This is a genomic window from Xanthomonas sp. MUS 060 (assembly GCF_000963215.1).
Classification (GTDB): domain Bacteria; phylum Pseudomonadota; class Gammaproteobacteria; order Xanthomonadales; family Xanthomonadaceae; genus Xanthomonas_A.
The window spans coordinates 39,367-60,895 of record NZ_JZIM01000009.1 but is presented as its reverse complement, the minus strand read 5'-3'; the positions used below and the strand labels follow the sequence as shown (position 1 = coordinate 60,895).

The 21,529-nt window shown below is 60.6% G+C and carries 15 protein-coding genes and 3 pseudogenes; 11 read left to right on the top strand and 7 right to left on the bottom strand.

Annotated elements, in window-relative coordinates; all coding sequences use genetic code 11:
• The first annotated feature begins 50 nt into the window (after window positions 1-50).
• The gene (locus XANALMUS060_RS10440; RefSeq protein ID WP_045738343.1) at window positions 51-2,027 is read left to right on the top strand and encodes a UvrD-helicase domain-containing protein; all 1,977 of its coding nucleotides are present in this window, start codon (window positions 51-53) and stop codon (window positions 2,025-2,027) included.
• 115 nt (window positions 2,028-2,142) lie between these two features.
• Here XANALMUS060_RS10440 and XANALMUS060_RS10435 read toward each other — a convergent pair whose 3' ends face one another.
• Window positions 2,143-2,541: an EF-hand domain-containing protein gene (locus XANALMUS060_RS10435; protein ID WP_045738342.1), complete on the bottom strand. Its 399-nt coding sequence runs from the start codon at window positions 2,539-2,541 to the stop codon at window positions 2,143-2,145.
• A gap of 136 nt (window positions 2,542-2,677) precedes the next feature.
• On the opposite strand from XANALMUS060_RS10435, the gene XANALMUS060_RS10430 reads away from it, so the two are divergent.
• Window positions 2,678-3,520, top strand: a complete 843-nt coding sequence (locus XANALMUS060_RS10430; RefSeq protein ID WP_045738341.1) for an ATP-binding cassette domain-containing protein — start codon at window positions 2,678-2,680, stop codon at window positions 3,518-3,520.
• Between the two features lie 14 nt (window positions 3,521-3,534).
• On the opposite strand, the gene XANALMUS060_RS10425 is transcribed toward XANALMUS060_RS10430, so the two are convergent.
• Window positions 3,535-4,038, bottom strand: coding sequence for a helix-turn-helix domain-containing protein (locus XANALMUS060_RS10425; RefSeq protein WP_235430443.1), 504 nt, complete (start codon window positions 4,036-4,038; stop codon window positions 3,535-3,537).
• A gap of 153 nt (window positions 4,039-4,191) precedes the next feature.
• On the opposite strand from XANALMUS060_RS10425, the gene XANALMUS060_RS10420 reads away from it, so the two are divergent.
• Window positions 4,192-5,100 carry an SDR family oxidoreductase gene (locus tag XANALMUS060_RS10420; RefSeq protein ID WP_045738340.1) on the top strand — a complete coding sequence of 303 codons (909 nt, stop codon included), beginning with the start codon at window positions 4,192-4,194 and terminating at the stop codon, window positions 5,098-5,100.
• 51 nt (window positions 5,101-5,151) lie between these two features.
• Here the strand turns inward: XANALMUS060_RS10420 and XANALMUS060_RS10415 are convergent, their stop codons facing one another.
• From XANALMUS060_RS10415 to rpmH, 5 genes and pseudogenes are all read right to left on the bottom strand, one after another.
• Window positions 5,152-6,108: a COG2958 family protein gene (locus XANALMUS060_RS10415; protein ID WP_045738339.1), complete on the bottom strand. Its 957-nt coding sequence runs from the start codon at window positions 6,106-6,108 to the stop codon at window positions 5,152-5,154.
• Window positions 6,109-6,194: 86 nt separating this feature from the next.
• Window positions 6,195-7,540, bottom strand: a pseudogene (gene mnmE / locus XANALMUS060_RS10410) (tRNA uridine-5-carboxymethylaminomethyl(34) synthesis GTPase MnmE).
• A 129-nt stretch (window positions 7,541-7,669) separates the two neighbouring features.
• Entirely contained in the window at window positions 7,670-9,397 is a 1,728-nt protein-coding gene (gene yidC, locus XANALMUS060_RS10405) for a membrane protein insertase YidC (protein ID WP_045738338.1), read from the bottom strand.
• A gap of 18 nt (window positions 9,398-9,415) precedes the next feature.
• Entirely contained in the window at window positions 9,416-9,853 is a 438-nt protein-coding gene (gene rnpA / locus XANALMUS060_RS10400) for a ribonuclease P protein component (RefSeq protein WP_082065056.1), read from the bottom strand.
• Between the two features lie 38 nt (window positions 9,854-9,891).
• Window positions 9,892-10,032 carry a 50S ribosomal protein L34 gene (rpmH, locus tag XANALMUS060_RS10395; RefSeq protein ID WP_003469983.1) on the bottom strand — a complete coding sequence of 47 codons (141 nt, stop codon included), beginning with the start codon at window positions 10,030-10,032 and terminating at the stop codon, window positions 9,892-9,894.
• Window positions 10,033-10,291: 259 nt separating this feature from the next.
• On the opposite strand from rpmH, the gene dnaA reads away from it, so the two are divergent.
• The 8 genes and pseudogenes from dnaA (at window position 10,292) to XANALMUS060_RS10355 (ending at window position 21,318) form a co-directional block, all read left to right on the top strand.
• Window positions 10,292-11,629, top strand: a complete 1,338-nt coding sequence (dnaA, locus tag XANALMUS060_RS10390) for a chromosomal replication initiator protein DnaA (protein WP_045738336.1) — start codon at window positions 10,292-10,294, stop codon at window positions 11,627-11,629.
• Window positions 11,630-11,892: 263 nt separating this feature from the next.
• Window positions 11,893-12,993: a DNA polymerase III subunit beta gene (gene dnaN / locus XANALMUS060_RS10385; RefSeq protein WP_045738335.1), complete on the top strand. Its 1,101-nt coding sequence runs from the start codon at window positions 11,893-11,895 to the stop codon at window positions 12,991-12,993.
• 270 nt (window positions 12,994-13,263) lie between these two features.
• Entirely contained in the window at window positions 13,264-14,364 is a 1,101-nt protein-coding gene (recF, locus tag XANALMUS060_RS10380) for a DNA replication/repair protein RecF (protein WP_045738334.1), read from the top strand.
• 121 nt (window positions 14,365-14,485) lie between these two features.
• Window positions 14,486-16,950, top strand: a pseudogene (gyrB, locus tag XANALMUS060_RS10375) (DNA topoisomerase (ATP-hydrolyzing) subunit B).
• Window positions 16,951-17,030: 80 nt separating this feature from the next.
• Window positions 17,031-17,873, top strand: coding sequence for a type II CAAX endopeptidase family protein (locus tag XANALMUS060_RS10370; RefSeq protein ID WP_045738333.1), 843 nt, complete (start codon window positions 17,031-17,033; stop codon window positions 17,871-17,873).
• Between the two features lie 67 nt (window positions 17,874-17,940).
• Entirely contained in the window at window positions 17,941-18,747 is an 807-nt protein-coding gene (locus XANALMUS060_RS10365) for a M48 family metallopeptidase (protein ID WP_045738332.1), read from the top strand.
• A 159-nt stretch (window positions 18,748-18,906) separates the two neighbouring features.
• A pseudogene (locus XANALMUS060_RS10360) lies at window positions 18,907-20,019 on the top strand (tetratricopeptide repeat protein); the annotation flags it as partial.
• Between the two features lie 105 nt (window positions 20,020-20,124).
• The gene (locus XANALMUS060_RS10355; RefSeq protein WP_045738331.1) at window positions 20,125-21,318 is read left to right on the top strand and encodes a tetratricopeptide repeat protein; all 1,194 of its coding nucleotides are present in this window, start codon (window positions 20,125-20,127) and stop codon (window positions 21,316-21,318) included.
• Window positions 21,319-21,529: the final 211 nt, after the last annotated feature.

Below are 21,529 nucleotides of genomic sequence, written 5' to 3'. Positions count from 1 at the left end.
CGGTGACGCAGGCCGGCGCCCGTTACACTACGCGCTCAAGGGAAATTTCTATGCAAGGTCTCAATCCTCCCCAACGCGCCGCGGTCCTGCATGATGAGGGACCGCTGTTGGTGCTGGCTGGCGCCGGCAGCGGCAAGACTCGGGTGATCGTGGAAAAGATCGCGCACCTGATCGCGAGCGGGCGCTACCCAGCCAAGCGCATCGCCGCGATCACCTTCACCAATAAATCCGCCAAGGAAATGCGCGAACGCGTGGCCAAGCGCATCCGCAACGATGCCGCCGACGGCCTGACCATCTGCACCTTCCACGCGCTGGGACTGAAGTTCCTACAGATCGAGCATGCCGCGGTGGGCCTGAAACGCGGTTTCTCGATCTTCGATGCCGACGATGCCGCCGCGCAGATCAAGGATCTGATGCCCGGTGCCAAGCCCGATGCCGTCGACGATGCCAAGAACCTGATCTCGCGTGCCAAAAATGCCGGGCTATCGCCGGAACAGGCGATGGCCGCGGCACGCAGCAACCGCGAACAGGAAGCGGCCAGCCTGTACGCACGCTATCAGGCGCGGCTGACGACGTTCAACGCGGTGGACTTCGACGACTTGATCCGGCTCCCCGTGCAGATACTGGAGGGCAACGCAGACATCGTGATGGCCTGGCGCGAGCGCATCGGCTATCTGTTGGTGGACGAGAGTCAGGACACCAACGATGCGCAATACCGTTTGTTGAAAATGTTGGCCGGTCCGCGCGGCAATTTCACCTGCGTGGGTGACGACGACCAGAGCATCTACGCCTGGCGCGGCGCCAATCCGGAAAACCTGATGCAGATGGGCCGGGACTACCCGACGCTGCAGATCATCAAGCTGGAACAAAACTATCGCTGTTCCAACCGCGTGTTGCGCGCAGCCAATGCGCTGATCGCGCACAACCCGCATGAACACCTGAAGACCTTGTGGAGCGACCAGGCCGACGGTGAGCGCATCCGTGTGTGGGAATGCCGCGACAGTGACCACGAAGCGGAGAAGGTCGCCGCCGAGATCGCGTATCTGGGGACCGCCAAGCAAGTGCCGTGGAGCGACTTCTGCATCTTGTTCCGGGGAAATTTTCAGTCGCGGCCGCTGGAAAAAGCATTGCAGATGGCCGCCGTGCCGTATCACATCACTGGCGGCACCGCGTTTTTGGAACGGCAGGAAGTCAAAGACGTGCTGGCGTGGCTGCGTCTTATGGTCAATCCCGATGACGATGCCGCGTTCCTGCGCGCGGTGCAGGCCCCCAAGCGCGAGGTCGGGGCGACCTCGCTAGCCAAATTGGCCGAGTTGGCGGCGGCCAAACATCTGCCGATGTCGCGCGCGGCTGCATCGGTCGGTGCATTGCAACAGTTGCCGCCACGAGCAGCTAATGGACTGAGCGATTTCGTCGATATTCTGCACGAGCTGCGCGCGGCTTCGACCACCATCTCCTCGGCCGACGTGGTGCGCCAGCTCGCCGAGCAATCCGGTTTGATCCGCGAACTGCGCAACCAGTGCAAAGACGAGGCCAGCTTCCAGCGTCGCCGTGGCAATCTGGAGGAACTGGCCAAGTGGTTCGAAGGCGGCCCGCGCGGCGCCAGTGTCGGTGACCTGGCCGCACAGTTGGCATTGCTGTCGCGCAACGACAAGGACGACGGCGGCAATCAGGTGCGCATGATGACCATGCACGCCTCCAAGGGCCTGGAATTCCGCTACGTGTTCATCGTCGGCTGCGAAGACGGCGTGCTACCGCACGAGGTCAGCCTCGAAGAAGGCAACCTGCAGGAGGAACGCCGCCTGCTGTACGTGGGTATCACCCGTGCCAAGGAGCAATTGTGGATGAGCTACAGCATGCTGACCCGCAAATTCGGCGAGCACATCCGGCTCAAGCCTAGTCGCTTCTTCGACGAGATTCCGGCCGAAGAGATGCAGCGCGATGGTGCAGACCCCGTCGCCGATGCCGCGCGCAAAAAAGAGCGTGCCAATGCGGGCCTGGCCGCGATCCAGGCGCTGTTCGACTGAGGTTTTTTGAACGGTTTCAGATGACGTGCCATGCACCGGTGTTGGCGTACATGACAGGGTCGTCGCGCTGCATCGCGTTACCACACAGCGACGACGAGAGTTGAATCAACCGCACTCACTGCGGGGGTGCCACCAGTTCCTTGGCACTGAGGTAACCGTCGCCGTTACTGTCCTGCTTGTGGAAGCGGGCCGTCAGCGTTGCCAGGTGTTGCGCACGGGTGATCGGTGGACCACGGCCACCGGGCAGTTCGGCCGGGCTGAGTACGCCATCGTGATCGAGATCGCGGGCATCGAAGGCGTAGCTCATCCAATCCAGGTATTCGTCCAGGCTGACCCGGCCGTCGCCATCGCGGTCCATGCGTTGCAGGTAGCTGGCGGTATCGCTGACCTGAGCGATGGCGTTGCCGCCGAATGCGAGCAGCAGTCCAAGTACAAGCACGCACGCAGAACGTCGCACGCGGCGGCTTTCAGCGAGCAAGCCGCTAGCGAGGACATCAACATTTGTATCGGACATCACCAAACCTCCGGACCGCAGGACAACCTGATACGTGAACAAGCAACAGCATGCGGCTGAAACCACACATTGATCCAGGCCTGGCGTATGGTATGGGCACGCCGAGTGTTTCCGATCATCCAACGGTCCCAGTTCCATGTCTGCCTCTCCTTCCGAAGCACCCGAAGTCCCAGTAGGCCCACCGTTGATCGAGCTGGACCGCGCCAGCGTCGTGCGCGGCCAGGTTCGCGTGCTGCATGCCTTGAGCCTACGCATCGCACTCGGCCAGCACACCGCCCTGCTTGGCCCGAACGGCTGCGGCAAATCGACTCTCATCAAACTGATCACCCGCGAGCTCTATCCTTTAGCGCGTATCGGCGAGGAGCCGGCTGTGCGGGTGCTGGGGCAGAGCCGCTGGCAGGTAGACCGGCTGCGCAACCAATTGGGGATCGTCACCGGCGATCTGAGTGGCCACCTGCTCGCAATACCCGGCTTGGACGTGGAGAGTGCGGTGTTGTCGGGGTTCTTCGCCAGCCATGTGCTGCCCTCGCACCGTGAGCTGACTGCGGCGATGCGGGAGCGCGCGCGCGAAGCGCTGCAGGCCGTGCAAGCTCTGCCCTTGCTAGAGCGGCCATACGCGGAACTGTCGGCGGGCGAGACACGCCGCGTGCTGATCGCGCGTGCCCTGGTCAATCGGCCGCAAGCACTGCTACTGGACGAGCCCAGTACCGGACTGGATCTGGTCGCGCGTCAGGCGCTGCTGACGACAATGCGCGCACTCGCCGTTCAGGGCATCACGCTGGTGCTGGTCACCCATCACATCGAAGAGATCGTGCCGGAAATCGAGCGGGTGATCCTGCTCCGCCAAGGCCAGGTCTATGCCGATGGCACACCCGATGCCGTGCTCGCCGACGCACCGTTATCGGCGGTGTTTGGCGCGCCAGTACGGGTACGCCACGATGGCATCAATTATTGCGCGAGCATCGCGAAAGACGGTTGAACAGGCTGGCCGGGTCATGTTGAGGCGCAGCCGGCACGTTCAACACTTTGCGCACATCGGCTCAAGTGCGCGACACACTGGCAACACGCGCCAGAGCCGCGTCGTCGAACACCACACGCGCGGCGCGCACGGCCGCATGGTGCGTCTTGGCCCACTGCACCAGCGGCAGTAGCGCCGCGTTCAAGGACTGACCGAGCGGTGTCTGTTGGTAATCGCACCCCCGGTACGACGGTCGGCAACAGCTCGCGCGCAACCAACCCGTCGCGCTGCAGGTCGCGCAGGCTCTGGGTCAGCATACGCTGGGAGATGTCCGGCACCGCACCACGCAGTTCGCCGAAACGATGTGGGCGCTCGGCCAGCAGCATCACCAACAGAGTGCTCCATTTGTCGCCGATCTGTGCCAGCACGTCGCGTACCGGACACTGACCGATGGCCATGCCCTGGCGACGATAGTCGTTCAGTTGCTGGCTCAGCGGCGGCTCCATCGCGCCATCGGCCTGCATTGAAGCAATGTCCATGGTGCTCGTGCTGACCTCAAGGTAATCAGGGGCGAAAAAAGTGCCGTCTTTACAACATTGCATTGGTCTTTACGATAGACCAGGTTCCTCTTCCAGACCACTGTGCGGCATCTTGCCGATGCCCTCGCTTCCCCGTCAGCAGGAGACCCCATCATGTCCGTATCGTCCGATTCTCTGCTTGTCACCGGCGCTGGCGGCCAATTTGGCCAGCGCGTGCTCGCGCATCTGCTCGATACGCTGCACATCGCGCCATCACGGGTGGTGGCAATGACGCGCCGGCCACAGACACTGGCCGCGTGGGCGACGCGCGGCGTCGCGGTACACCAGGGCGATTTCGACGCCCCCGCCTCATTGGACACCGCGTTTGCCAATGCCAGCCGGGTGCTGTTGATCAGCACCGATGCGCTGGACCGCCCCGGCCACCGTCTGCAACAGCACCTGGCCGCGATCACCGCCGCCGAACGTGCAGGCGTGGCGCATCTGATCTACACCTCCTGCCCGGAGCCTTACAATTCGCCACTCCTGCTCGCCCCCGACCACGCCGGGACCGAAGACGCGATCACCGCCAGCGCCCTGCCCGGCTGGACCGTATTGCGCAACCATTGGTATTTCGAGAACCTGCTCATGAGCCTGCCTTCGGTGCTGGCATCGGGCCAGTGGTACAGCGCCGCCGGCGACGGCGGCATCGCGCACATCGCCCGCGACGATCTGGCCCATGCGGCGGCGGTCGCCTTGGCAAGTGGCAGCACAGACAAGCGCACGCTGACCTTGAGCGGCACCCGCGCCTACACCACCACCGAGATCGCCACGCTGGTGGGCGACAGGCTGGGCGTGCCGATCCAGGTGGTCCCGGTACCCGTCGAAGGGTTGGTGCAAGGCATGGTTGGCGCCGGCATGCCGGAGGCGGTCGCGCGCATCTACGCTTCGTTCGACAGCAATACCGCTGCTGGCCGCGTCGCCAACGTCACTGGCGATTACCAGACGCTCACCGGGCAGGCACCGCAGCCATTCGAACAATGGCTACGGGTTAATCAAGCACAATTAGCGAAGCGCGGACACTGAGTTGCGATAGGCCAAGCCTAGATCTTGCAAGTTGGTCATGTCGTCATTTCATTACTGGCTTGAGGCTTTTTCTTCGGGCATATCCCAGTCCTTCGAACGCACCTCTCCAGTCTGATAAAACTGCTTGACCAACTTGATATAGTCCAGAAAATCTCGATTTTCGGTCGCCAACCGGTTCGCCATGTCCCAATCAATTTCATCGCGTTCACGCGCGGGAATCAGCACTTGGCTGTCCACCGGGTTGTCCACATCCAACTTGATGAAACCAATACCATGCGGCGCGAAGAGCATCCTTAACTCTTTCAGTGTGTCCTGCCCACTGATTTCCGCCGCGACCAAGTAGCCGAAGTTACCCCACGAGGAATTCGATACGGCTTGGAAAAAGCACTCCCGCACATTGGAGCGGTTGATCAGCAGCTTGACCTCAAACGACCAAAGTTTGGTGCGCTTGTCGGAATACTGCTTCACGCAGTCCCGCACCTCCTGGTGCCAGTCCACACCCAAGTCTTCCATGCCGACCACGTCCGGGTACAACCATCGATTTCCATTCGGCCCTCGCTTGTTCGATGAGCGCTTCTCGTCGATGCGTTTGGAAAAAACACCGAACTCTTCCCGGACATAGTGTGAAAGCAGAGGGTAAAGTGCGTGTTCATCCAGCTTCGCAGTACCGACATCTGCAACTGTCAAAGTCCCCTCATCCTCGGCGGCGGCCACCTCGGCACTGTCCGATTTCTCCGAGTAGTAATACTTCCGCGGTCGTCCTTCGGTGGTTTTTAGCGCTGGATGCTTCGTTTGCATGCGCGGTCGTTGCGAGCTGATTTCCGCGACAAGCTGCTGCAACAAATCCGCATCGGACTGGATGTAGTCGCCTCGGCTATTGGCGCGTTTTTCCTGGCACTGCGCAGGGAAAGTAGCCAATACCCACTCGGCGATCTGCCTGGCAGTGAATTTTTCCTCGGGCCTGGCCTGTAAATAATCGACTACCGCTTTCGAGAGATTCAGCGCCACGTTATTTCTCCATTCCTTGCTTCCATGATATAGCGCTTTACAGCGACATGAGCAGACTTAAATGCGTGGATGTCGCTGGAACTACCTTACTTCCCGATGCAGAAACTGGAGAAGATTCGACCGAGCAGATCGTCGGCGCTGAAGGTACCGACGATTTCGCCAAGTGCGGCGTGCGTCAGGCGTAATTCCTCGGCAGCCAGTTCAAGACGTTCGTGTTGCAGTTCGGCCATCGCCGCTGCGGCGTGCATGCAGGATCGCTGTGTAACGCCTCGACGTGGCGCGCGCGCGCGGAAAATTCGCCCTCACTGCCCTCGCCTGCTGTGGCGCCAGCGATTGCACGCAGATGCAGATGCAATTGTTCCAGGCCGCTGCCAGTGGCGGCAGAGAGGTAAACACTGTCCGCGCACGCATCAGGCAGCTCGGTCAGCAGATCGCACTTGTTGTAGATCCATAGGCGCTGCGGCACATCGGCAATGGCGTCGGCAACCGCGGCACGGCCAACTGCTGCATCTCGCGCATCGAGTACGACCAAGGCCAGATCGGCACGTTGTAGTTCCTGTCGAGCGCGGCGCATGCCTTCGCGTTCGATCGCATCGCCGCCGTCGCGCAAGCCGGCAGTGTCCACCAGGGTTAACTCCACCCCGTCCACGCGCACGGTTTCATGCAAGGTGTCGCGGGTGGTGCCCGCGATATCGGTGACGATGGCGCGGGCGCTACCCGCCAACGCATTGAGCAGGGAACTCTTGCCGGCGTTCGGCGGCCCCACCAGCACGGCATGCAGGCCGTCACGCAGACGACGGCCACGCTCGGCCTCCAGCTGCAGTTGCGCCAGGTCCGCACGCACCTGTTGCAGACCGGTGCAAACCTGCGCACCACCTAGCGTTTCCAGTGCTTCGTCGGCGAAGTCGATCGCTGCTTCGACATGCAGGCGCAGACGGATCACCTGTTCGGCCAGGTCTTCGACCCGACGCGAAAACACACCGTCCAAGGATCTGCGGGCCGCGCGGGCCGCACGCAGATCGCTGGCGGCGATCAGATCAGCGATGGCCTCGGCCTGGGCCAGGTCCAGTTTGCGATTGAGGAAGGCGCGTTCGCTGAACTCGCCCGGGCGTGCCGGGCGCGCACCAAGTTCGCAACAACGCGTGACCAGTTGCCGCAGCAACACCGGGCTACCGTGTGCCTGTAATTCCAGCACGTCCTCGCCGGTAAAACTGCGTGGCGCCGGGAACCACAGTGCGATGCCGTCATCGAGCGTATCGCCCTGCGCATCGCGAAAGCACGCATAACGTGCGTTACGCGGCGGCAGCTTGCCAAGCCCAAGTCCAGCGGCGATGCGGCCAGCGGCTGGCCCGGACACGCGCACCACACCGACACCGCCTGCTCCCGGTGCGGTGGCGATCGCGGCGATGGTGTCGTTGGCAGAGCTCGACATGGCGAATCTTTTGTCTCCGTGCGGCGACAGGCGCAGCGCCTGCCGCTGGATGCACACATCGCGCCGACACAAAAACCAGATGCAATTGCACAGATGCGCACTGCCCGCCTGACGGCGGGCATTGGGAACTTACTTCTTGGCTTTGGCAGGTGGCTTGACGCTAACGCTCGCCGCGGCTTCGCCATGATGTTTGTTCATCCACCACTGCTGCAGCAAGCCCAGCGAACCGTTGGTGACCCAGTACAAAACCAGACCCGAAGGCACGAACGCCATCATCACACCGAACACCAATGGCATGAACTGCATCATCTTGGCTTGCGCCGGGTCCATGCCAGGCGTGGGAGTCAGCTTCTGGGTCAGCAACATCACCGCTGCGTTGATCACTGGCAGGATGAAGTACGGATCACGGGCGGTCAGATCCTGGATCCAGCCGAACCAGGGTGCCTGACGCAATTCCACCGATTCCACCAGCACCCAGTACAGCGCGAAGAAGATCGGCATCTGGATCAAAACAGGCAAACAACCGCCCATCGGGTTGATCTTCTCTTTCTTGTACAACTCCATCGTCGCGGCCTGGAGTTTCTGCTTGTCGTCGCCGTAGCGCTCCTTGAGCTGCTGCAAGCGCGGCTGGAACTTGCGCATTTTCGCCGCGCTCTTGAATTGCGCCGAGGACAACGGGAACAGTACCAACTTCAGCAGCAGCACCAGACCGACGATCGACCAGCCCCAGTTGCCGAGCAAGGTGTGCAGATGGCTGAGCACCCAGAACAGGCCCTGCCCGAGCAGTGCCATCAGCGAGAAGCGGCTGTAATCGACCACACGGTCCAGTCCCTTCACGTGCTCTTTGGCGATCTGGTTGACCAGCTTCGGGCCGACCCACAACCGTGCCTCGGTGCTGGCATGCGCGCCAGGGGCCACGACGAAAGCTGGGCCGCGCGCCTCGATCACATGCAGCGGGCCTTCGTTGGAGAGCACGTACACCGATTGCTGATCGGCTTGCGGAATCCAACTGGTGAAGAAGTGATGCTGCAACACCGCGATCCAGCCGCCGGAGATCGTCTGGTTGAGCGCACCATCTGCCAAGTAGTCCTTGAACGCCCGGCGCTGGTAGCCATCCTGCGGACTGAACCAGGTCGCACCGTTGAAGCTGAAGGAATCCGGATTGGTCATGCCACGGCTGACGATGGTCGGTACCCGGCTCAGCTTGCGGAACACATAGCCCTGCCAAGGTTTGTCCCCGTGGTTGACGATCTCGTCGCGCACCTGCAAGGCGTAGTGACCACGCTGAAAGGTATAGACACGACGGATGCTGATCCCGGATGGTCCATTCCACACGAACGGCACTTCCAGGCTGTCCTGACCCTTGGCCAGCACATACTCATTGCCCGGCTGTTCGGGACGGAAGCCGCCACGATCAGGATATGGCGAATGGTGTTCGCCGACCCAACCACTGGTGGCGCTATACGGGTGCAACGCATCCTCGGTCAACAACTGGACCGGAGGACTACCGGACTGCTGGGTCTGCGGATACATCAGCAGGTCCGCATCGAGCACGCTGAAACCGTCCATCGTCAGGCGCAGCACGTCGGTGGTGACCGTCACCCGTGGCGCGCCCGCCGCTGGCGCTGCAGTCTCGGCAGTGCTGCCTGGGACAGAGCTTGCACCGGGAACGTTGGCGCTCGGTATCGGCGGCATACCGGCACTGCCAGCACTAGTCGCAGACGCTGACGGCAGCGCAGGCGTGGCGGCACTGCTGGTCGCGCTAGTGGCAGAGGAGTGTTCTTTGCTCCACTCCATCCACAACAGGGTCGCGACCATCAGCCAGGCGAAGATCAGGAAAAGACGGGTCTGGTTCATCGGACAGGCAAACTCGGCTCAGCCGTCAGTGGTTTCTGACGTGGAAGTGGGGGACGAAGAACGATCGGGCGGCGGCATTGTGCCGTCCGCCGTCGGGGTCGGCAATGCACCGGCGCGACGCAACAGACGCAGATACGCCTGGCGCAGTTGTTCACCGCTGGCCTGCGCGGCGGCACTGCGCGCAACCACGACGTAATCGCCTGGCGCCAGCCACGGCAGCAATTGCCGCGTGGCCTCGCGCAACACGCGCTTGATCCGGTTACGCACGACAGCACGCTTGTCGACTTTGCGCGAGACCGCCAGACCAAGCCGCGGCGGATGGGTGACGCTGCGCCAGTGCAAGCTCATCAACGGCTCGGAGCAGCGGCGCGCGGTATCGAACACGACCCGGTATTCTGCAGACGTGCGAACCCGCGCAGTGCGAGGGAATCGCCTACGCGGGTCGAAAGAATTCACCGGGTCGATTGCAGGCGCCGCCTGGGGCGGCGAAGCAATCAAGCGCTCAGGCGCTTGCGGCCCTTGGCGCGACGACGGGCCAGGATCTTGCGGCCATCGGCGGTCGCCATGCGAGCACGGAAGCCATGGTCGCGCTTACGCTTGAGGTTGCTGGGCTGGAAGGTGCGCTTGGTGGCCATCGGGGCGCTCTGATTTGAATAGGGCGGGAAAGAACCGGAAATTCTATAGGTGTACCTATACCGCGGTCAACTCTCCCATCGCGCGACACGCCAGTGAACACCACAGGCTGTGGATGAATCTGTGAATAGATGCGGGAAAACCATTCCCGCTCCTGCGCGCCAATGGTAGTCTGAGCCACCGATTTCCTTCCCGACTGGCCGAATGTGTAGCGCCTGTGCGCACTCTTCAGAGCCGGTCTTTTCGACGAATTTAGATCTGATGGATGCTTGGCCCCGTTGCCTGGAACGTCTGGAAGCCGAATTTCCAGCCGAGGACGTTCACACTTGGTTGAAACCGCTGCAAGCAGAGCAGCGTCATGACAACAGCATGGTGCTCTATGCGCCGAATGCCTTCATCGTGGAACAAGTCCACGCGCGCTACCTGCCGCGCATCCGCGAATTGCTGAATTACTTTGCAGGCAGCGAAGATGTACTGCTGCAGGTGGGTTCGCGCCCACGCGCGCCAGAACCGACGGCAGCCGCCAGCGATACCACAACGGCGCGCACGCCCAGCCCGCAGTTGCTGGAACCCTTCGCTGGCAACCTGGATTCGCACTACACCTTCGCCAACTTCGTCGAGGGCCGCAGCAATCAACTCGGCCTGGCCGCAGCGGTGCAGGCGGCGCAGAAACCTGGTGACCGCGCGCATAACCCGCTGCTGCTGTACGGCGGCACAGGTCTAGGCAAGACCCACCTGATGTTCGCTGCCGGCAATGCGATGCGCGAACACAATCCGAACGCACGGGTGATGTACCTGCGCTCAGAGCAGTTCTTCAGTGCCATGATCCGCGCCCTGCAAGACAAGACCATGGACCAGTTCAAGCGCCAGTTCCAGCAAGTGGACGCGCTGCTGATCGACGACATCCAGTTCTTCGCCGGCAAGGACCGCACCCAGGAAGAGTTCTTCCACACCTTCAATGCGCTGTTCGACGGCCGTCAGCAGATCATCCTGACCTGCGACCGCTATCCGCGCGAGGTCGATGGCCTGGAGCCACGCCTGAAATCGCGCTTGGCCTGGGGCCTGTCGGTGGCGATCGACCCACCCGATTTCGAGACACGTGCGGCCATCGTGCTGGCCAAGGCGCGCGAACGCGGCGCCGAGATCCCCGACGACGTGGCGTTCCTGATCGCCAAGAAAATGCGCTCCAATGTGCGCGACCTGGAAGGCGCGCTCAACACGCTGGCTGCCCGCGCCAACTTCACCGGCCGCGCGATCACCACCGAATTCGCCCAGGAAACATTGCGCGACCTGTTGCGCGCGCAGCAGCAGGCAATCGGTATTCCCAACATCCAGAAGACCGTCGCCGACTACTACGGCCTGCAAATCAAGGATCTGCTGTCCAAACGGCGCACGCGCTCATTAGCGCGCCCACGGCAGATGGCAATGGCCCTGACCAAGGAATTGACCGAGCACAGCTTGCCGGAAATCGGCGATGCATTCGCCGGCCGGGACCACACCACCGTGCTGCACGCCTGCCGACAGATCAAACACCTGATGGAAACCGACGGCAAGCTGCGCGAGGACTGGGACAAGCTGATCCGCAAGCTCAGCGAGTAGTGGCGAGCGCCACGTGATAAATCAGTGCATGACTTCGCGACAAATCCGGGAGAAACTGTGGATAAAGCACGACGCAGCAGCGGCGGCAAAACGATCCACAGGTTTCCCCACCTGTTCCAGGGGAGTAATACATGGGATTGAAAGCGTGAAATCTTATTTATTTTCAATAGCTTAAGTTACATTTGCACCGAATTTCGCTCTACCATCACCACCACGCTTTTGATTTATTCCACATCTTTTAAAGCATAGGGGCACGGAACCAAATGCGTTTCACACTGCAGCGCGAAGCCTTCCTGAAGCCATTGGCGCAAGTCGTCAATGTGGTCGAACGTCGTCAGACCTTGCCGGTGCTGGCCAATTTTCTGGTCCAGGTCCACGGTGGTCAGCTTTCGTTGACCGGTACCGACTTGGAAGTGGAAATGGTCTCGCGCATCGGGGTCGATGATGCCCAGGATGGTGAAACCACGATTCCTGCTCGCAAACTTTTCGAAATCGTCCGTGCCCTGCCCGACGGAAGCAAAGTCACCGTCTCCCTTTCCAACGATAAAATCACCGTCCAAACCGGACGTAGCCGTTTTACCTTGGCGACCCTACCGGCCAATGATTTCCCTTCAGTGGATGAAGTCGAAACCACAGAACGCGTCCTGGTGCAGGAAGCTGCGCTAAAGGAGTTGATTGAGCGGACTGCGTTTGCGATGGCGCAGCAGGACGTGCGGTATTACCTGAACGGCCTATTGTTCGATCTGCACGACAAGATGCTACGCTGTGTCGCCACGGATGGGCATCGTTTGGCCTTGTGCGAGACGGAACTGGAAAACGCTGGCGGCGCTAAACGCCAGATCATCGTGCCGCGTAAAGGCGTGACGGAGTTGCAGCGGCTGTTGGAAGGCGGTGATCGCGAAGTCGAATTGGAAGTTGGCCGCAGTCATGTGCGGGTCAAGCGTAACGATGTCACCTTCACCTCGAAGTTGATCGACGGTCGGTTCCCCGACTACGAAACCGTGATCCCGATTGGGGCCGACCGTGAGGTCAAACTGGATCGGGAAATCCTGCGTGCAGCACTGCAACGCGCCGCGATCCTATCCAACGAGAAGTATCGTGGTGTGCGCGTGGAAGTCTCACCGGGCCAGTTGAAAATCAGCGCGCACAACCCCGAGCAAGAAGAGGCGCAGGAAGAAGTCGAAGCCGATACCAAAGTCAGCGATCTGGCCATTGGCTTCAATGTGAACTACTTGCTGGATGCCCTGTCCGCGTTGCGGGAGGAATTCGTGGTGATTCAACTGCGTGATGCGAATTCTTCCGCATTGGTCCGTGAGGCCAGCAGCGCCCGATCGCGCCACGTGGTCATGCCATTGCGCCTGTGACGTGTACAACCCCCAATGTTCCACGTGGAACAAGCACAAAAGAACGACCCGGCCTTGCGCCGGGTTTTCTTTTATCCCTGCATGAAACACCCCACCCCGTCGTTTGTATGTGGGAGGGTGCTACGAGGGCACCAAAGCACAATTGTGACCACACCGGACCCGACAGAGAAACCGACTCGATCAGACGTGTGTGGCATGTTTGGGTATGCTGGCAATCTGCCTTTCGACGATCTGCGTGCGCCTGGCGCGAACGCTTGCCCCTGATTCCGCATGCACCTTTTCCGTCTCGATTTCCATCATCTGCGTCGTTTTGCATCGATTGAATTGACACCGGCGCCAGGCATGAACTTGATCACCGGTGACAATGGCGCGGGAAAAACCACGATTCTGGAAGCCATGCATCTGATGGCGTATGGGCGCAGCTTTCGTTGTCGTGTCCGCGATGGCCTGGTTCGCCAGGGGGAGGCTGCACTGGATGTCTTCGTGGAATGGCACGAACAAGGCGCCGATACGATGCAGATGCGCCGGCGGCGCGCTGGATTACACCACAGCGGCCAGGATTGGCGTGGTCGTCTGGATGGGCAGGATGTTTCTCATCTGGGCACTTTGTGCGCGGCCTTGGCGGTGGTCACTTTCGAACCAGGGAGCCATGTGTTGGTCAGTGGTGGCGGCGAACCGCGTCGGCGTTTCATCGATTGGGGTTTGTTCCACGTGGAACCTGATTTCCTGTCACTCTGGCGGCGCTATGCCCGGGCACTCAAACAGCGCAATGCACTTTTGAAAAGTGGAGGTGCCGGCGCGGCGTTGGACGCCTGGGACCACGAGCTTGCCGAGTCCGGCGAGCCGCTGACATCGCGTCGGCAGCATTATTTGGACCGACTCCTGCGACGACTGCTGATCCTTGCCCCGGAGTTGGCACCGGCGCTGGGGATCGAGCAATTGCAATTTTCACCGGGGTGGCGGCGCCACGATGTTTCACTGGCAGACGCGCTGTTGCTCAATCGCGACCGCGACCGTCAACTTGGTTACACCACTGCCGGGCCGCATCGTGCGGACTGGAGTCTGGGCTTTGCTGCGATCCCAGGCAGGGAAGCTCTGTCGCGAGGACAGGCCAAGCTCACCGCACTGGCCTGTCTATTGGCCCAGGCCGAAGACTATGCCGAGCAACGTGGCGAATGGCCGGTGATCGCACTGGACGATCTGGCATCGGAGCTGGATCAGCATCATCAAGCTCGGGTGTTGCAGCGTTTGTGCGCTGGGCCGGCCCAGGTCTTCCTGACCGCGACCGAGACGCCGCAGGCATTGACCGATGCAGGTCTGCCAATCGCGCGGTTCCACGTGGAACATGGACAAATTCTGTCACCTTCCTAGCGCGCAGCGGGTCGACCCGCCAGGACTGCTATAATTCCACCGAATTACCTAATCACCTATCCAGCGGTGCGAGCAGGCTCCCGCCTATCCTCGCCGCCTCGTGGAGCCTACGGCGCGCGCAATGACCGACGAACAGAACACCCCGGCAAACAACGGCAATTACGACGCGAATATAGCATCACTGCCCTGGAAGGCCTGGAAGCAGTGCGCAAGCGTCCAGGGATGTACATCGGTGACGTCCATGACGGCACTGGCCTGCATCACATGGTGTTCGAGGTGGTCGATAACTCCATCGACGAGGCTTTGGCCGGTCATGCGGACCATGTCGCGGTCATGATCCATGCCGATGGTTCAGTGTCTGTGTCCGATAACGGCCGTGGCATTCCGGTCGGCAAGCATGCGCAGATGAGCAAGAAGCTTGATCGCGAGGTCTCGGCGGCAGAAGTCGTGATGACCGTCCTGCATGCAGGCGGAAAGTTCGACGACAACAGCTACAAGGTTTCTGGTGGCCTGCATGGCGTCGGCGTCAGCGTGGTCAACGCGTTGTCGGAAAAGTTGCTGCTGGATATTTTCCAGGGTGGCTTCCATTACCAGCAGGAATACAGCCACGGTGCCGCCTTGGCGCCGCTGAAGCAATTGGAAACCAGCACCAAGCGCGGCACCACACTCCGCTTCTGGCCGTCGGTGAAGGCGTTCAATAACAATGTCGAGTTCCACTACGACATCCTGGCACGGCGCCTGCGTGAGCTGTCCTTCCTCAACTCCGGGGTCAAGATCGTGCTCGCCGACGAGCGCGGCGAAGGCCGTCGCGACGATTTCCACTACGAAGGTGGCATCCGCAGCTTCGTCGAGCACTTGGCGCACCTGAAAACCCCGCTGCATCCGAACGTGATTTCGGTGAGCGGTGAACATAACGGCATCACCGTGGAAGTGGCGCTGCAATGGACCGACTCCTATCAGGAGACGATGTACTGTTTTACCAACAACATCCCGCAAAAAGACGGTGGTACTCACCTGGCGGGTTTCCGCGGTGCCTTGACGCGCGTGCTCAACAACTACATCGAGCAGAATGGTATCGCCAAGCAGGCCAAGATCAATCTGACTGGCGATGACATGCGCGAAGGCATGATCGCGGTGCTCTCGGTGAAGGTTCCAGACCCGAGTTTTTCCAGTCAGACCAAGGAAAAGTTGGTCAGTTCCGATGTGCGTCCGGCGGTCGAGAATGCCTTCGGGGCACGTCTGGAAGAGTTCCTGCAGGAGAACCCGAACGAAGCCAAAGCCATCGCCGGCAAGATTGTCGATGCCGCACGCGCGCGCGAGGCCGCACGCAAGGCACGCGACCTGACCCGTCGCAAAGGTGCCTTGGATATCGCGGGCCTGCCGGGCAAGCTCGCCGATTGCCAGGAAAAAGATCCGGCGCTATCTGAATTGTTCATTGTTGAGGGTGACTCGGCGGGGGGCTCGGCCAAGCAGGGCCGCAATCGCAAGAATCAGGCGGTCCTGCCCCTGCGTGGCAAGATCCTCAACGTCGAGCGTGCGCGTTTTGATCGCATGCTGGCCTCCGACCAAGTCGGTACGCTGATCACCGCCTTGGGGACCGGCATCGGTCGCGACGAGTACAACCCGGACAAACTGCGCTACCACCGCATCATCATCATGACCGATGCCGACGTCGACGGTGCGCACATTCGTACGTTGCTGCTGACGTTCTTCTACCGGCAGATGCCAGAGCTGATCGAACGCGGCTACGTGTACATCGGTTTGCCCCCGCTCTATCGGCTCAAGCAAGGCAAGCAGGAGCTGTACCTGAAGGACGACAACGCGCTCAACGTCTACCTCGCCAGCAGCGCGGTCGAGGGTGCGGCGCTGATCCCGGCGACCGGCGAGCCGCCGATCACCGGTGCCGCTCTGGAGAAGTTGTTGCTGCTGTTCGCCAGCGCCAATGAAACCGTGGCACGCAATGCCCATCGCTACGATCCGGCGCTGCTGACCGCGTTGATCGACTTGCCGCCACTGGATGTCAACCAGCTCGAAGCCGAAGGCGAATTGCATCCAAGCCTGGATGCACTGCAAACGGTTCTCAATCGCGGTAACTTGGGTTCGGCCCGTTACACCTTGCGCTTCCAGCCGGCCAACGAGCAGCGTCCGGCCACCTTGCTGTTGGTGCGTCGCCACATGGGCGAGGAAATGACCCAGGTGGTGCCGATGGCGGTGTTCGAAAGCGGCGAATTGCGGCCGTTGCGCGAGGTCGCGTTGGCGCTGCACGGTCTGGTGCGCGAGGGTGCGCAAATCGTGCGTGGCAATAAAACCCAAGCCATCTCCAGCTTTGCGCAAGCGCATGCCTGGTTGTTCGAAGAAGCCAAGAAAGGCCGTCAGATCCAGCGCTTCAAGGGTCTGGGCGAAATGAATGCCGAACAGTTGTGGGAAACCACGGTCAACCCCGACACCCGCCGTCTATTGCAGGTGCGTATCGAGGACGCCGTGGCGGCCGATCAAATCTTCAGCACCTTGATGGGCGATGTGGTCGAACCGCGTCGTGATTTCATCGAGGAAAACGCGCTAAAGGTCGCCAACCTGGACATTTGACCGCGGCTGTCCCCTGCTCCCGGCCAATGTCGGGACCCAGGTCTTGCCATGTCTTTCGCCCGCTTTTGTACAGGATTGCGATGACTGGATTGCCGTCCCCTGCTGTGCCACCGTTGCCTCTGTTCGTCAGACCTCGCCCGCGTTGGCCGGTTCTAGGTTTTTTCCTCGATCTCACGTTGGCAGCGGTTGTGCTGGTGATGGTGAGCGTGTTGTGTGGATTGGTCTGGGGCGTATGGCGTGGTTTTCAGCTTGCCATGGACCTGCGCGCCCAAGGTGTCGCCAGTGACCGAGTGGCCGCGTTGGTCACTCACCGCATCGGCCAGCCAGGTGCAGTGGCGCAACTGTTGATCGCTTTGGTCAGTACCTTGTCCGCGGCGATGTTGCTTTACTTCTTGCGGCGTCCAGCCAGCGCCGCCGAACGCCGCGCCTCTTGGCGGGCGGCACGCACGCCTTCGACCTGGGGTTGGGTGGTACTGGTGGTTGTCGGAGTGTTCTTTGGCAGTACCGCGGTCTCCGCGCTGGCCACCCAGATCGCCATCAAGCCAGTGCCGACCAACCTGTCGCTGATGCAGGGAGCCATGGCGCATGCGCCGGTTTTGTTGTGCGTGTTCGCCGTACTGATCGCGCCGGCCTACGAGGAAGTGTTGTTCCGTCGTGTTCTGTTCGGTCGTCTATGGGACGCGGGCAAGCCGCGCTTGGGGATGCTGCTCAGCGGCGCGGCTTTTGCCTTGTCGCATGAAGTGCCAGGTACCAGCGGCAATGGTCTGGTCGCGACCGCGCAGCTATGGCTGGTGTACGGCGGCATGGGCGTTGCGTTCGCTTGGTTGTACAAGCGCACCGGCACCCTGTGGGCGTCGATCGCTGCGCATGGCCTCAACAACGCGATTGCTGTCGCCGGTCTGTACTGGTTTGGCATAACCTGAAGGTTAGTTTGACGAAAAGTTAAGACGCTTCCGACGAAACTTCGGCATGTGTTAAGAGGGGAGCTGTATGAAACAAGTGGTACTCGGCGCGTCGATTGCGATGCTCCTCATTGCGTGCGCGACAACAACCTCGCCAACCGGACGCACCCAAGTGGTGGGCGGTATCTCGCAGCAACAACTCGATCAGATGGGTGTACAGGCATTTGCTCAAGCCAAGGCCAAAGAGACTCTCGATACCGACCCCAAACGCAACGCTTACGTGCGCTGCGTGGTCAATACGTTGGTGGCGCAGTTGCCCGACCAATGGCGCAGCACATCGTGGGAGACCGCGCTGTTCAACGACAAGGAAGCCAATGCGTTCGCCCTGCCGGGTGGCAAGGTTGGGGTGAACAACGGCATTTTCACCGTCGCAAAAAATCAGGACCAGTTGGCGGCTGTGCTTGGTCATGAGATCGGTCATGTCATTTCGCGCCATCATGAGGAACGCATTACCCGTCAGCTGGGTGCTCAGGCCGGCTTGAGCGTGATCGGTGCGCTGGCTGGCGCGCGTTATGGCCAAGGTGCTACCGACACGGTCAATCAATTCGGTGGCATGACCGCGCAGACCTTGTTCCTGCTCCCTGGTTCGCGCGAACAGGAAACCGAGGCGGACGTGGTCGGTCAGCGGCTGATGGCGCGGGCGGGTTTCGATCCGGCGCAGGCGGTGGATTTATGGAAAAACATGATGGCCGCTGGCGGCCAGCATCCACCGCAATGGCTGTCCACTCACCCCGACCCGAGCGCCCGTATCAGCGAATTACAGCGCGATGTCCCTGCGCTAGAGCCGGTGTACGCGCAGGCGCGCAGTACTGGGCGGACCCCTCAATGCGGTTGAAATCTATCGTCGTCCGTGCGGTTGACGCCCGCATCGCAACAGGAAGTGCATCTAAAAACGTTTTCATGACGTACGGCTTTCTGATAGGTTTGCCGACCCGGCCGTGGTTGGCCACTTCGTCTTCTGTTCCGCTCCGGGCGGTTTCCACCGAGGTGACTCATGAAATTCCGTAATCGCAAGCAAGCGCTGTTGTCCCTGGTGATCGCTGCTGCCCTTGGTGGTGTGGTGGTGAACGACGCTCTCGCACAGAGCGATCATTCCGAACAGCGTTCTTCACACAAATCCAAGAACGACAAGGCGACGGTGATGTTCCCCAACGCCGAGCGCAAGGAGCCGGCAGGCAAGCCTTCTTCCAAGCTCGGCAGCAAGTTGCAGAAGCTGATCGACATTTACAACAAGGGCGAAGACTACGCGGCAGTGCGCACGCAGGCCGACGAAATCCTGGCCAACAGCGGTGCCAACGACTACGACAAGTCGCTTGCCGCACAGCTTGCCGCACAAGCGGCCTATAACCTCAACGACACGAAAGCTGCCAAGCAATACCTGCAGCAGGCGATCCAATTCAATGGCCTGGACAACAACGGCCATTTTCAGTCGATGCTGATGCTGGCGCAGTTGCAACTGCAGGACGAACAGACAGCCGAAGGCCTGGCCACGCTGGACAAATATTTCGCCGAATCCAAGTCGAACCGTCCGGAAGACTTGATTCTCAAGGGCCAGGCGCTGTACCAGACACAGCATTATCAGGAAGCGATCCCGGTACTGAAGCAGGCTATCGCCGCCTCGCCCGAACCCAAGGACAGCTGGAACCAGTTACTGATGGCGTGCTATGCCGAAGCTGGTCAGACCGGCGAAGCGATCAAGGCAGCCGAAGCGTTGGCGGCCAAATCGCCCAACGACAAGAAGGCCCAGCTCAACCTGGCCAGCATGTACATGCAGGCCGATCAGATGGACAAAGCCGCCGCCGTCATGGACAAGCTGCGTGCCAGCGGACAACTGACCGACGAGAAGGAGTACAAACAGCTCTACTCGATCTACGCCAACACCGAGCACAAGGAAAAGGACGTCATCGCGGTCATCAACGAGGGCATACAGAAAGGCATCCTCAAGCCTGACTATCAGACCTATCTGGCCTTGGCGCAGTCCTACTACTACACCGACCAGTTGCCGCAGGCGATCGAGAACTGGCAGAAGGCCGCGCCGCTATCCAAGGATGGCGAGACCTATCTCAACCTGGCCAAGGTGCTGCACTCGGAAGGCCGCATCCCCGAAGAAACGTTTTCATGACGTACGGCTTTCTGATAGGTTTGCCGACCCGGCCGTGGTTGGCCACTTCGTCTTCTGTTCCGCTCCGGGCGGTTTCCACCGAGGTGACTCATGAAATTCCGTAATCGCAAGCAAGCGCTGTTGTCCCTGGTGATCGCTGCTGCCCTTGGTGGTGTGGTGGTGAACGACGCTCTCGCACAGAGCGATCATTCCGAACAGCGTTCTTCACACAAATCCAAGAACGACAAGGCGACGGTGATGTTCCCCAACGCCGAGCGCAAGGAGCCGGCAGGCAAGCCTTCTTCCAAGCTCGGCAGCAAGTTGCAGAAGCTGATCGACATTTACAACAAGGGCGAAGACTACGCGGCAGTGCGCACGCAGGCCGACGAAATCCTGGCCAACAGCGGTGCCAACGACTACGACAAGTCGCTTGCCGCACAGCTTGCCGCACAAGCGGCCTATAACCTCAACGACACGAAAGCTGCCAAGCAATACCTGCAGCAGGCGATCCAATTCAATGGCCTGGACAACAACGGCCATTTTCAGTCGATGCTGATGCTGGCGCAGTTGCAACTGCAGGACGAACAGACAGCCGAAGGCCTGGCCACGCTGGACAAATATTTCGCCGAATCCAAGTCGAACCGTCCGGAAGACTTGATTCTCAAGGGCCAGGCGCTGTACCAGACACAGCATTATCAGGAAGCGATCCCGGTACTGAAGCAGGCTATCGCCGCCTCGCCCGAACCCAAGGACAGCTGGAACCAGTTACTGATGGCGTGCTATGCCGAAGCTGGTCAGACCGGCGAAGCGATCAAGGCAGCCGAAGCGTTGGCGGCCAAATCGCCCAACGACAAGAAGGCCCAGCTCAACCTGGCCAGCATGTACATGCAGGCCGATCAGATGGACAAAGCCGCCGCCGTCATGGACAAGCTGCGTGCCAGCGGACAACTGACCGACGAGAAGGAGTACAAACAGCTCTACTCGATCTACGCCAACACCGAGCACAAGGAAAAGGACGTCATCGCGGTCATCAACGAGGGCATACAGAAAGGCATCCTCAAGCCTGACTATCAGACCTATCTGGCCTTGGCGCAGTCCTACTACTACACCGACCAGTTGCCGCAGGCGATCGAGAACTGGCAGAAGGCCGCGCCGCTATCCAAGGATGGCGAGACCTATCTCAACCTGGCCAAGGTGCTGCACTCGGAAGGCCGCATCCCCGAAGCCAAAAAGGCCGCGCAACAGGCGTTGGCCAAGGGTGTGAAGAAGCCGGAAGAGGCGAAAAAAATCATCAACCTGAAGTGATGCAAAAAAAGCCCCCGAATACCAGTGCTGAAAGTAGTGCAGGTAACAGGGATTGGTATAAGCTTGGAGGTTCGTGCGGTCTGAGTGCCGCGTGAACAAGGATGACGCATCATCGCGAAATCCGTCCCCCCTCAATTGAGTCATTGGCGCATGACGGAACAACTGGTCATTCATCGGCATTACGACAAAGATGACGCCTCCGGCCTCAGCT